This is a genomic window from Mesorhizobium sanjuanii (assembly GCF_002529485.1).
Lineage (GTDB): Bacteria > Pseudomonadota > Alphaproteobacteria > Rhizobiales > Rhizobiaceae > Mesorhizobium > Mesorhizobium sanjuanii.
Genome location: NZ_NWQG01000271.1, coordinates 1 through 11,674 on the forward strand (window position 1 = coordinate 1; position 11,674 = coordinate 11,674).

Annotated in this window: 8 protein-coding genes and 1 pseudogene; 4 read left to right on the forward strand and 5 right to left on the reverse strand. The window is 61.0% G+C overall.

All coding sequences use genetic code 11. The features are described 5' to 3' along the window. The first annotated feature begins 90 nt into the window (after positions 1 to 90). The 3 genes from CN311_RS30450 to CN311_RS30460 all read left to right on the forward strand — a co-directional run bounded on the left by CN311_RS30450 (position 91) and on the right by CN311_RS30460 (position 3,571). Positions 91 to 1,224, forward strand: a complete 1,134-nt coding sequence (locus tag CN311_RS30450; RefSeq protein ID WP_097577292.1) for a L,D-transpeptidase — start codon at positions 91 to 93, stop codon at positions 1,222 to 1,224. A gap of 153 nt (positions 1,225 to 1,377) precedes the next feature. Next, the gene (locus CN311_RS30455; protein WP_097577293.1) at positions 1,378 to 3,015 is read left to right on the forward strand and encodes a CTP synthase; all 1,638 of its coding nucleotides are present in this window, start codon (positions 1,378 to 1,380) and stop codon (positions 3,013 to 3,015) included. 13 nt (positions 3,016 to 3,028) lie between these two features. Then, positions 3,029 to 3,571: a DUF1697 domain-containing protein gene (locus CN311_RS30460; RefSeq protein ID WP_097577294.1), complete on the forward strand. Its 543-nt coding sequence runs from the start codon at positions 3,029 to 3,031 to the stop codon at positions 3,569 to 3,571. A 295-nt stretch (positions 3,572 to 3,866) separates the two neighbouring features. Here CN311_RS30460 and otsB read toward each other — a convergent pair whose 3' ends face one another. The 4 genes from otsB to CN311_RS30480 all read right to left on the reverse strand — a co-directional run bounded on the left by otsB (position 3,867) and on the right by CN311_RS30480 (position 9,848). Beyond that, the gene (otsB, locus tag CN311_RS30465) at positions 3,867 to 4,628 is read right to left on the reverse strand and encodes a trehalose-phosphatase (RefSeq protein ID WP_097577295.1); all 762 of its coding nucleotides are present in this window, start codon (positions 4,626 to 4,628) and stop codon (positions 3,867 to 3,869) included. Continuing rightward, entirely contained in the window at positions 4,625 to 6,403 is a 1,779-nt protein-coding gene (locus tag CN311_RS30470; protein WP_097577296.1) for an alpha,alpha-trehalose-phosphate synthase (UDP-forming), read from the reverse strand. The genes otsB and CN311_RS30470 overlap by 4 nt, the downstream gene beginning before the upstream one ends. Before the next feature lie 171 nt (positions 6,404 to 6,574). Further along, positions 6,575 to 8,737 carry an amylo-alpha-1,6-glucosidase gene (locus tag CN311_RS30475; RefSeq protein WP_097577297.1) on the reverse strand — a complete coding sequence of 721 codons (2,163 nt, stop codon included), beginning with the start codon at positions 8,735 to 8,737 and terminating at the stop codon, positions 6,575 to 6,577. Between the two features lie 49 nt (positions 8,738 to 8,786). Beyond that, positions 8,787 to 9,848, reverse strand: coding sequence for a glycosyltransferase family 4 protein (locus CN311_RS30480; protein ID WP_097577298.1), 1,062 nt, complete (start codon positions 9,846 to 9,848; stop codon positions 8,787 to 8,789). A 229-nt stretch (positions 9,849 to 10,077) separates the two neighbouring features. Between CN311_RS30480 and CN311_RS30485 the strand changes: the two genes are divergently transcribed. Continuing rightward, complete coding sequence (locus CN311_RS30485; protein WP_097577299.1) at positions 10,078 to 10,380, forward strand: DUF982 domain-containing protein; 303 nt, start codon at positions 10,078 to 10,080, stop codon at positions 10,378 to 10,380. 362 nt (positions 10,381 to 10,742) lie between these two features. On the opposite strand, the pseudogene CN311_RS32770 reads toward CN311_RS30485, so the two are convergent. Further along, positions 10,743 to 11,674, reverse strand: a pseudogene (locus tag CN311_RS32770) (calcium-binding protein); the annotation flags it as partial.

Here is an 11,674-nt window from a genome sequence, read left to right on the forward strand (position 1 = left end):
CGATTATAGATTGCGCGCGGCACTTTCGGCGTCCTTGGGGGGCGCCGGGCGACGCCGTGGGCAACAGCATTGAACGATCGGATCTTCGCCATGCAGCTTCGCAGCTTCATTTTAGCCGGCCTTTGTGCCGTGCTCGGCCTGAGTGCGCCCGCTTACGCGGCCATGCCGGCGGGCAGTTCGGCTCCCAAAGCCGCAGTAACAACCGATGTCATCAACGCCGCGGCAAAAAGCGACGCGGCGCAACTGAGGCTTCTCAAGAAGAAGAAAAATCCGACCTCGGACGACCTTGCCCAGATCAGCAAGATCGAAGCCAAGATCGCAGCCGACAAGGAAGCCGCCAAGGCCAAGGCGCTCGAGGCGAGAAAGCTGGCGATGCGCGCGGCGGCCAAAGCCAAGGCGGATGCGGATCGAGAGGCGTTCCTTGCCAAGAAAGCCCTTGGCAAGAAGGGGCAGCCGGCCGCAGATACCAAGGTGGCGGACGCCAAGCCGGCCAAGAAGAGGAAGCTCATCGAACCGGTTCAGCCGATCGAGCCGATCCAATCGGCGGAATCACTTCCGGCCGAGGCGATGAATATCGCGTTGACGGGCAACAATGGCGAGTTGCGCAGCGAGGCGATCGCGCAGAAACCGCGGAGCGTCGGGCTCTTCGCCGGCCTGTTCGGCGGCACGTCCTCGTCCTCATCGATGTCGCTGCTTCCCGAGACGCGCGCGCTTGACGCCGCACTTGCCAGGAAGGAAGCCAAGAAGCAGTTCAAGGTAAAGCCGGAATTCGTACCTCAGGAAGTCGAATTCTCCGGCTACAATCCGGGCACGATCGTCATCGACACCAGTGCGCGGCGCCTCTATCTCGTCGAATCCTCGTCGACTGCCCGCCGCTATGCGATCGCGGTCGGCCGTGAAGGCCTGCAGTTCAAGGGCACGGTTGCCGTCGGCGACAAGCAGGAATGGCCGCGCTGGATCCCGACGCTCGACATGCAGAAGCGCGAGCCCAAGCACTATGGACAGTACAAGGACGGCATGCCCGGCGGCGGCGAAAATCCGCTCGGCGCGCGCGCCATCTATCTCTATGAGGGCAAGAAGGACACCCATCTGCGCATCCACGGCACCATCGCGCCGCAGTCGATCGGAACCAGCGCCTCCAATGGCTGCTTCCGCATGATCAACGAGCACGTCATGGACCTTTACCGCCGGGTGAAAGTCGGTACCAAGGTCGTCATCATCTGACGTTTTAAACGATACTGCCAAAAGGGCCGGCCTCGCCGGCCCTTTTGTTTTGCCCCATTCACCATCAGGGCATCCATTATCCAAGCGCCTTCTTGGGAAAAAGCCTTCGCGGCGGTTTTTTCTCTGGCGGAATCAATTCGGCCGCGTTAAGCGATGACTCCCATGGCGCGATATGTATTCATCACAGGCGGCGTGGTTTCCTCACTCGGAAAAGGCATCGCTGCGGCGGCCCTTGGGGCTCTCTTGCAGGCGCGAGGCTATCGCGCGCGCATCAAGAAGCTCGACCCCTATCTCAATGTCGACCCCGGCACGATGTCGCCGTACCAGCATGGCGAGGTCTTCGTGACCGATGACGGCGCCGAAACCGACCTCGACCTTGGTCACTATGAGCGATTCACCGGGCGTTCGGCCAACCAGCAGGACAACATCACCACCGGCCGTATCTACAAGAACATCATCGAGCGCGAGCGGCGCGGCGACTATCTTGGCGCCACCGTGCAGGTCATTCCGCACGTCACCGACGAGATCAAGCATTTCGTCCTCGACGGCAATGACGACTATGATTTCGTGCTCTGCGAGATCGGCGGCACTGTCGGCGACATCGAGGCGATGCCGTTCCTCGAGGCGATCCGTCAGCTCGGCAATGATCTGCCGCGCAACAACGCCGTTTACGTCCATCTGACGCTGATGCCCTATATCCCGACGGCGGGCGAATTGAAGACCAAGCCGACCCAGCATTCGGTCAAGGAATTGCGCGGCATTGGCATCGCGCCCGACATCCTGCTGGTTCGCGCCGACCGTCCCATCCCGAAGGAAGAGCGCAGAAAGCTGTCGCTGTTCTGCAACGTCAGGGAAAGTGCGGTCATCCAGGCGCTCGACGTACCGCACATCTACGACGTGCCGATAGCCTATCACAATGAGGGTCTGGATTCGGAAGTGCTGGCTGCCTTCGGCATAGATCCGGCGCCGAAGCCGCGCATGGAGCCCTGGCAGAAGGTGTCCAACCGCATCCACAACCCGGAAGGCGAGGTGACCATCGCCGTCGTCGGCAAATATACCGGCCTCAAGGATGCCTATAAATCGCTGATCGAGGCGCTCTCGCATGGCGGGCTGGCCAACCGCGTCAAGGTCAAGCTCGACTGGATCGAAAGCGAGATCTTCGAGAAGGAAGATCCGGCGCCCTGGCTGGAAAAGGTGCATGGCATCCTGGTCCCCGGCGGCTTCGGCGAACGCGGCTCGGAAGGCAAGATCCTGGCGGCGAAGTTCGCCCGCGAGCGGAAAGTGCCGTATTTCGGCATCTGCTTCGGCATGCAGATGGCCTGCATCGAGGCGGCGCGTTCCCTGGCCGGCGTCGAGCACGCTTCGTCGACGGAATTCGGCCCCACCGACGAGCCGGTCGTCGGCCTGATGACCGAATGGCTGAAGGGCAACATGCTGGAGAAGCGCAGGGAGACCGGCGATCTCGGCGGCACCATGCGGCTCGGCGCCTATCAGGCCGAGCTCGCCAAGGGTTCGAAGATCGCCGATATCTATGGCGACACGCAGATTTCCGAACGTCACCGCCACCGCTACGAGGTCAATGTCGACTACAAGGAGCGGCTCGAGGATTGCGGTCTGGTGTTTGCAGGCATGTCGCCGGACGGCGTGCTGCCGGAAACGGTCGAATATCCCGACCATCCCTGGTTCATCGGCGTGCAGTATCACCCGGAGCTGAAAAGCCGGCCGCTCGATCCGCATCCGCTGTTCGCCAGCTTCATCGGGGCGGCGGTGGAGCAGAGCCGGCTGGTCTAGCGCCCGGTCGCCCATGCACACCTATGTCGCGCTGCTCTACAGCATCATCCTGGGCGAGGGGCGACGGGTCGTCATGGCCGACCTGAAGGCGATGGCGGAAAACTTAGGGCTGAAGGATCCGCGCACGCTGGTGGCGACCGGCAATCTGGTCTTCGAAACGAAACAGACGAAAATTGCTGCGCTGGAGCAGCGGCTGGAAGCGGCGTTCGAGAACACCTTCGGCCGCCATGTCGATATCATCGTTCGCAGCGCGGATGACTGGCTGATGCTCGCGGCCGGCAATCCGTTTCCGTCCGAATCGGTGGAGGCAGGCGATCAGGTGGCGGTGCGCGTGATGCGGGCGCCCGTGCCCGATGAAGCAGTTACCGCGCTACAGGCCTGTATCGGCAGGAACGAAAAGCTGCGGGCGGTTGGCGGCGATCTCTGGATCGTCTTTTCGCGCGAGACGCCGAGTTCGCGGCTGCTTGCGGCGGTGAGCCACAAACGTCTTGGCATCGGCACCTCGCGCAACTGGAACACGGTGCGCAAACTGGCGGAGATGGTAAGTAGGCAGTAGGGAAGCAGTTCTCTATTCCCTAGCGCCTTCTGCCTACTGCCCCATTTTCAAGCCTTTGCCATCCGTGCTCCGGCGCCGAGCGCCATCGTGCGCAGCACGTAATAGATGGCGCCCTCACGCGTTGACCGTGCAGGTTAAGCCTGCCGCAAGGGAACCGGCAACCGATTGATTTGTCGCCTTTGGCCTTAAAGATATTCAATGAGAATCGCGCTTATCGATCGGACAATGGCGTTGTCCGAAGTTGAGTTGCAATCCGATTCGGTTTCATCCGTCCAAGGCCAACCGAAGGCCGCGATCAAGGCACCCGTGACACCGCGAAATTGGCCTCAAGCCAAGCTATTGTTTCGGCAACATTCTCAAGCGCGTAGGTTGCGGCCGTCGGTCCGTTAGGCTTGACGCGGATGGAGATGCCCCTGGCTTCGTTTATCGCCTCGAAGCCGTTTTCGTCAGACGTGTCGTCTCCGAGAAATACGGGCCGCCGGCCGGCAAAGGGCGGAATTTCCATGAAACGCCGGATGGCGCCGCCCTTGACCGCCTCCAGCGGCATGAGCTCAACGCCGGCATTTCCCGGGATCACTCGGTAGCCCTGCGGAAGCTGGGCCAATGCCCGTTCGACAAGATTGGTTGCTCGGGCAAGCAGATGCGGCGCCGCACGAGTATGGATGGCGAGGATTGGACCCTTGCGCTCGATGTAAACTTGGCGGTCATCCAGTTCGGCTTCGATCGCGTCGGCAAGGGTGGCGATGTCGGCCGGTGTATCCGCAGCGCCGACCGGGCCGTTGGGCGTCAGCCGGTGCTCCAATCCGTACAGTCCGGCGGCGCGCAGCTTCAGTGGGTGGAACAGCCTGTCAGCGGCGGAGACAGAGCGTCCGGTGATGAAGGCGAGGGCGCCGCCTAATTGCTGCTCGATATTGCCGAGAAGCCCACGCAATTCCTCACTGACGAATACGGCGTCGGGATGGGATGCGTGTTCGAGCAAGGTGCCGTCGATATCGAGGAAGAGCGCCCATTGCCCTGCCGGCAGATCGAGCGCCGGCGGCTTTTGAACGCCCCTCACGATGCAGCCTTCCGCATCCGCTCGAACATCGAGATGACGTTGTTGGCGTTTGAGGGCGACCGCTCGCTGGTACCCGTCACCCGGTCGAGGTCGCCGCGCTTGCGCAGACGCGCCGCGTCAAGAAGCATGCTGCCGGCCCAGCGATAGACATTGTTGTTGCGGACCATCTCGCGCATGGGCCGCATGCGCTCGCGCTGCTCTTCCGGCGTCATGGTCAGCGCCTGTTGCAGCGCTTCGCTCATCATGGCCGCATCGTAGGGATTGACGATCAGCGCCTCCAGCAGTTCGCGCGAGGCGCCGGCGAAGGTGCTGAGCAGAAGCACGCCCTGTTCGTCATCGCGCGCCGAGACGAATTCCTTGGCGACCAGGTTCATGCCGTCATGCAGGCTGGTGACCATGCAGATATCGGCGGCTCGATAGATCTCGTAGACCTGCTCCTGCGAATGATGCTCGGCAACCATGATGATCGGCTTGTAGCCCTCGCTGCCGAAGCGCTGGTTGATTTTTTTCGCATAGCGATGGCATTCATCATGCAGTTGCTTGTAGGCCGGGAGTGTGCCGCGGCTCGGCGCCGCGATCTGCAGGAACGCCAGTTTTCCAATCCATTCGGGACGTTTCGTGAACAATTCTTCCAGCGCCTGGAAACGGTCGAGAATACCCTTTGTGTAGTCGAGCCGCTCGACCCCGACGCAGAGTTTGACATCCGGCGACAGCCCGAACCTGTCGCGCAGACGGGCACGGCATTCGTCGACATTTGGCAGTTTTGCCAGAAGTTCGGCCGGCCATTCTATGGAGATGGGATAGGCATGGACCAGCGTTGTCTGCCCGCCATAGGAGATTGCCGCATCGGCCCGCTCTATGCGGCTTTCCAGGAACCGATCAACACTTTCAGTGAAATTGTTGGCATGGAACTGGGTATGGAAGCCGATGATCGAGCTGCCAAGCAACCCCTCCAGGATCCGCTCACGCCATGGGCAGATGCTGTAGACTTCGGAGTTGGGCCATGGGATATGCCAGAAGGTGATGATGATCGCCTCGGGCAGGCGCTCACGGATCATGCGCGGCAAGAGCGCGAAGTGGTAATCCTGAACCAGCACGATCGGTCGCTCGTTGCGCGCTTCGGCGACCACGGTGTCGGCGAATTTCCGGTTGACGGCTTCATAGGCTTCCCAGTCCGAGGCGCGAAAAACCGGCCGGGTAAAGGCGATATGGCAAAGTGGCCACAGACCCTCATTGGCGAAACCAAGATAGTAGCCCTGATGCTCCTCCTCCGTCAGCCAGACCCGGCGCAGCGTGTAGGAGGGATTGCCCGGCGGCACCTGCACACGGTCGTTCTCGTCGACCATGAGCCGGTCGGCCGTGCCGCCGCCATAGGCGATCCAGGTGCCGGAGCACGCGCGGGTGATCGGCTCCAGCGCCGAAACCAGCCCGCTGGCAGGCACCAGGAGTTCGACGCCGTTGCCTTTGATGTTGTGGATGTAAGGTTCGCGATTGGACACCACGATGACCTGTGCGTCCGGCAGATCGTCGGCCAGGATCTTGCGCAAGGTGTCGGGCGACCAGGTGACCAATGCCGCATCGACGGACTGACCGTTTTTCTCGAACTCGCGCAGTACCTTGCGCGCCGCTTCCGAAGCCACGTCCTCGCCAGGATATGCAATGGCCGGTGTCTGGTTATGACGCCGACGGGATAACGATAATACAACCGCAATTGCGGAAAGGCCCAAGCTTGCAAGGATGAGAACCCAGAGTACCTCTGTGCCGTAGTCTGTCATTGGAAGGCCGATTATCCTCCGGCCGGTTGGTGACCGTTTCTTCTCATTGATTTTCGAAGTCGCAGCCGGCCGCGCGCGACAGACGCCTCACCGGCATGATTGTGCAACGCACAAACGGGCTATCGGTTCCGATAATTGGAGCGCTGCATCCAATTCCATGCGAAGCCGGGATTAGGTTCGCACGATAAGCGGAACCAGGCCTTCGTGCCGATCGGCGAGGAAGGCAACCACCCGGTCGCCGACGCGCTGGAATGTCAGATCGACCGCTGTCGCGTCAACGCCCAGATGCCTAAGCGTGAGCATGTCGATACCAATCGGCAGCCTGGGACGGGTGACACGGATCTCACCGTCCCAACCATCGATTTCGAGGCCAAGGCAGGCCTGCATCAGCATGAAGGCCGATCCGGCCGACCACGCCTGCGGCAGGCAGGCGACGGGATAGGCGATCGGTGCTTCGCCCGGTGCGCGGGTGAAACCGCAGAACAGTTCCGGCAGCCGCATGTTGAAATGCACGGCGGATTCGAAGGTGCCGCTCATCAGCCGGACCACGCTTTCGCGCTCACCATAGCGCGCCAGGCCGGCACCGCACATGGCGGTATCATGCGGCCAGATCGAACCGTTGTGGTAGGACATCGGATTGAAGAGCACGGCATCGTCGGCGAGTGTCCTCACACCCCAGCCCGAGTGGAAGGATGCCGACAAGAGCTGATCGGCAACCAACTGCGCCCGCGCGGGCTCGGGAAGCCCGACATAGAGAAGATGCCCCACATTAGACGTCCGCACCTTGCAGGGCTCGCCATCGCCGTCTATCGCCAAAGCATAGAAATCGAGATCGTCCTGCCAGAAGTGGCGTTCCACGGCAATGCGTATGGCCTCGGCGCGGCTATCCCAGTGGTCAGCCTTCTCATCCTCGCCGCGGCGACGGGCGAGTGCCGCCAGCCCCCGGAACGCGGCAAAGACATAGCCTTGCACCTCAACCAGGGCGATCGGCCCCTTGGCGATGCGGCCATCGGCATGGAAGACGGAATCGAAACTGTCCTTCCATCCCTGGTTGGCCAAGCCGGATTCGGCGGCGCGCTGATAGGTGAGGAATCCGGTCGCCCGGCTTGCCTCTTCCGTCCATTCGGCTGCGGCGCAGAGCGACGGCCACAGGCTGTCGATGAACGCCATGTCGCCGGTTCGGTCCGCATAGGTGCAGGCCAGGTGGATATAGAGCGGCGTCGTATCGACGCCGCCATAATAGCGGCCGAAAGGAAGCTCGCTCAGCGCTGCCATTTCTCCCTTACGGGTCTCGTGCATGATCTTGCCCGGTTGTGAATCGCTGAATGGCAACGTCTCGGTCGCCTGGTGCTGGGCAAGGAAGGCCAGCACACCTCGCGCCAAGCCAGGGTTGAGCCAAAGCATCTGCAATGCGGAGATTACGCCATCGCGGCCGAACGCCGTTGAAAACCAGGGGATGCCCGCATAGGGATAGGGCCCGGTGGCAAGCTCGGTGGTCAAAAGCGCCACGTCGGCGCGCGCGCGCTCGACCCAGTCGTTGAAGACGCGACCTGAACTGTGCACCGTCGCGCCATGGCGGCGTTTGGCCCGCATGCCGAAGCGGGCGCGGGCCGCTGCGGCGCGGAAACGGTCGCGGTCTGGCGCCTTGGCCACCTCAGGACCGACCTCGACATACAGCACCTTGCTGCTGCGCTTCGTCACGGCAATCAGGAAATCCGCACGGTCGGCCGTCAGATGGTCGGGCGCTTGCGAGAACGATATCGCTGACATGCGCGCCAGCCCGTCCAATCCGTCGTATCGCAAAAGAACGGAAGCCGCATCAATCTCGGCCGCATGGGCCATGCCGCGCTTCGGCCTTGTCGAACCGCGCACTTCGAACATGTCGCGAAAATCAGCGCCGAAATGCAACGAAACGCCGATGGTTGAGTGTTCCCGGCCGTAGTTGGAAAGAGTGATACGTTCGAACAAACGATCCTGCCAGAGCAGCCTGGCACGCTCGATGTGGATCGCGCCCTGCGGAATGTCCCGGCCACCCGCGGTCTGGATCGGCAAATTGGTGAGATTGGCGGTAAACAGGACATTGTCCTGGCTGAGCGACGTGCCAAGCAACGATGTCTGCCGGCCGCCGACAGTCAGCCGGAATTCAGAAAGTACGCGCGTGTCGTCACGGAAGAAACCGTCGCCAGCGCCGCGTATATCGCCATAGGCATCGGCGACGGCGAAACAGTCGCCTTGTTTAAGTGCAAACAGCCGGTGCGGCTCCCGCGGCGCGGTAGCGTCTAGAGAGGCAAGCGCCACGGCGGGATCGAGCTTGCGCTCATCGAGTTGGGTCATTTGTTGCAAAAACTCTTTGTTCGTTCCTGATTGGTCCGCGAGACGTCGATCACGAGGCTCTTGCTTCCGTCGGAGATCCGATCAGACGCGCATAGGCAGCTACATAGTCGCGGGCCATTCTACCGGCGGAAAACCGTTTTTCGAAGACGGCTCTCACCTTTCGCCTGTCGAGCCGCAGCAAGGCCGGCACCGATGCGACCGCGTCCTCTATCGAATCCACGATGAAGCCGGTCACACCCTGATCGACGATCTCAGGCATGGCGCCGCAATTCCAGACGATCACCGGCGTGCCGCAGGCCATCGCCTCGATGACGGCAAGGCCGAAGGGCTCGGGCCAATCGATTGGAAATACGAGGCCGGCCGCCTTGCCGAGGAACTCCGCCTTATCGTCCTCCATGATCTCGCCGACATAGTCAATGCGGTTGCCGTCTATCAACGGCTCGACCACCTCATGGAAATAGGCGCGGTCGTCATCGCCGATCTTGGCGGCAAGCTTCAGTTTCAGCCCCGAGCGCAGGGCGATCTCGATGGCGCGGTCCGGACGCTTGTCGCGCGACATGCGACCAAGGAAGACAAGGTAGGGTTCGGTTTGGTTTGCCTCGAAAGCCGGCTCATAAATGCCGGTCGGCAACCCATGATGGATGGTCGCCAGCCAGTTGGCGTTGGCGAGCCCCGTCCTTTGATTCCGGGAAATGGAGATCATCGGAAAACGCGGGAAACGCTCATAGGCCGGGGCCAGATCGACATAGTCGAGCCTGCCATGCGGTGTCGTCACCGTCCGCTCGGGCATATGCTCGAAGAAGGGAAAATGCAGGAAATGGCTGAGATGGAAGTGAATGATATCGAATTCCCGAGCGCGCTCTCTCACTTCGGCAAGCATGGAAAGATGCGCGGCCGTTTCGGATTTCAGCGGACGGGGATCGAGGCGAAGCGCACGCTCGCGGCACGGCACCAATCTAGCCGATGTGCTCGTGTCGCCGCTGGCGAACAAGGTGACGTCGTGGCCAAGCTCGACCAGTCCTTCGGTCAGATAGGAGACGATGCGCTCGGTCCCTCCATAGAGCCGGGGCGGCACGGATTCATGCAGCGGCGCCACATGGGCTATTCTCATTTTTGGCATTTCCCTCAAGATCATCGCTGAGGTCGAAATGCATCAACTGCCCGAAACGTTCCCCACTACGGCAAAAAGCTGCGCAGCGGTGTGGCTCTGAGCACTGCCTGGCGGCATGCGCCCATCACGAATTCTTTTACCAGCGAGCCATTTTTGTGTGGAACCAAATGACCGGCCATGAATTTAATATAGTTCGATCGAACGCATCGCGATCGACGGGGAGGAAACAATGGATCGCTTGCAATTCTTCTCGCCCGTGCGAATTTCGCGCGGGCAGGGGCAGCCTGTGGAAGATATCGACAGCGTTAGCGAGGCGATGGTCTTCTTGCGGAAATGGCCAACGGGGCGACGCGGCCCTGTCTATCAATGCGCGTTGAACTGCTGCGCGGCAGCTCTAGCAGGCAAAATGTCGGCCGAGGAAGCAAGGAAGGCTTTTACAGGCTTTGCCCGGATCACCCGTCTGCTGGAAGATGACGTGGCAGTGCCGATGGAAGGCGGAACCATCGATCGCTTATACGCGCTGAGGCGATAGACGCCAGATCATGTCGAAATGGCCGAGAATGGTTTTGGGGACGGCAGGTGCCATAGCCGTCGCCCTCGTTTGGGGGAATCGGCGCCACCTTGATGGGAGCTCCATCCATTTTGATCACGATAGGAGCCGTGGCCATCGGTGCGGGCGTCTATAGCTATCTCAATCAAAACTCAAACTGAGCCAATTTCTGGCCAGTTTTCTGTTGGCACCCGCAGGTGCCAACAGTCATCCACATTCGCCGGAAGAAACGTGCGTCCAATTTAGTTCATCTACCTGTCGCTATCTGGCGATTGGGGCGCGATGTGGTTTTTCCGCTTTTCAAGTCACAAGGCCCGCCTTTTCAAGTCACAAGGCCCGCCTTTTCAAGTCACAAGGAATGAGCCTGCCGTAAGCGCGAGATGTGGAGAAAGGGTAGCGAACTGTATTTGAGATGCATCGCCAGTGCCGTCGCTGTCGAAAGAGAGCGCCCCGGTTGAGCTGTTGTAGATGATATGGTCGGAGCTGTCGTGCGCGGCAGCGCCTTCAAAGAACGCGGCGGATGTGAGCGCGCCAAGATTCAGTCCGGTAAAGATGGCGTGGTCGAGGTGGATCTTGTTCTGGGACGGGTCGAAGTCGGTGATCGTGTCGACATTGCCGTTACCAAGGGCGGAGTTGAAAACGAAAACGTCGTTGCCGCCAAAGCCGCTCAACTTATCGGCGCTGCCGCCGCCGTTGATGATGTTGGCGCCGGCATTGCCCTGCATGGTTTGGGCCAGTTCGTTGCCGGTCAGGTTGATTGCGGTGGTGCCGGCGTCCTTGGTGGTGCCAAGAACTTCGATCGATGAGCCGGCATCGAGCGCGTAGCTCACGGACGTCCATATCCTGTCCTGCCCCTGGCCAGCGGCCTCAATCACCCGGTCGCCGGCATGGTCGACATAGTAATCGTCATTGCCGCCAAGGCCGCTCATCTTGTCGGCACCGCCGCCGCCGTTGATGATGTTGTTACCGGCATTGCCCTGGATGGTTTGAGCCAATTCGTTGCCGGTCAGGTTGATTGAGGTGGTGCCAGCGTCATTCGTGGTGCCAAGGACTTCAACCGACGAGCCGCCTGAGAGCGCATAGTCCACAGAGGTCCACACCCTGTCTTGACCCTGGCCAGCGGCCTCGACCACCTTGTCGGCGACGTGTTCGACATAATATTCGTCGTTGCCGCCATAACCGATCATCGTATGGCCACCATCCCCGTGGAACACATCGGCGCCGCTGGTGCCATGCAAAATATCAGTAGTGGGGGAGGTGGGCGCAGTCGGCGTGG

Excerpts from the sequence above, each read along its gene's own strand:
- CN311_RS30480 (WP_097577298.1), bottom strand. The coding sequence starts at position 9,848 with ATGAGAATAGCCCATGTGGCGCCGCTGCATGAATCCGTGCCGCCCCGG.
- CN311_RS30455 (WP_097577293.1), top strand. The coding sequence starts at position 1,378 with ATGACTCCCATGGCGCGATATGTATTCATCACAGGCGGCGTGGTTTCC.
- CN311_RS30470 (WP_097577296.1), bottom strand. The coding sequence starts at position 6,403 with ATGACAGACTACGGCACAGAGGTACTCTGGGTTCTCATCCTTGCAAGC.
- CN311_RS30450 (WP_097577292.1), top strand. The coding sequence starts at position 91 with ATGCAGCTTCGCAGCTTCATTTTAGCCGGCCTTTGTGCCGTGCTCGGC.
- CN311_RS30485 (WP_097577299.1), top strand. The coding sequence starts at position 10,078 with ATGGATCGCTTGCAATTCTTCTCGCCCGTGCGAATTTCGCGCGGGCAG.
- CN311_RS30475 (WP_097577297.1), bottom strand. The coding sequence starts at position 8,737 with ATGACCCAACTCGATGAGCGCAAGCTCGATCCCGCCGTGGCGCTTGCC.
- CN311_RS30460 (WP_097577294.1), top strand. The coding sequence starts at position 3,029 with ATGCACACCTATGTCGCGCTGCTCTACAGCATCATCCTGGGCGAGGGG.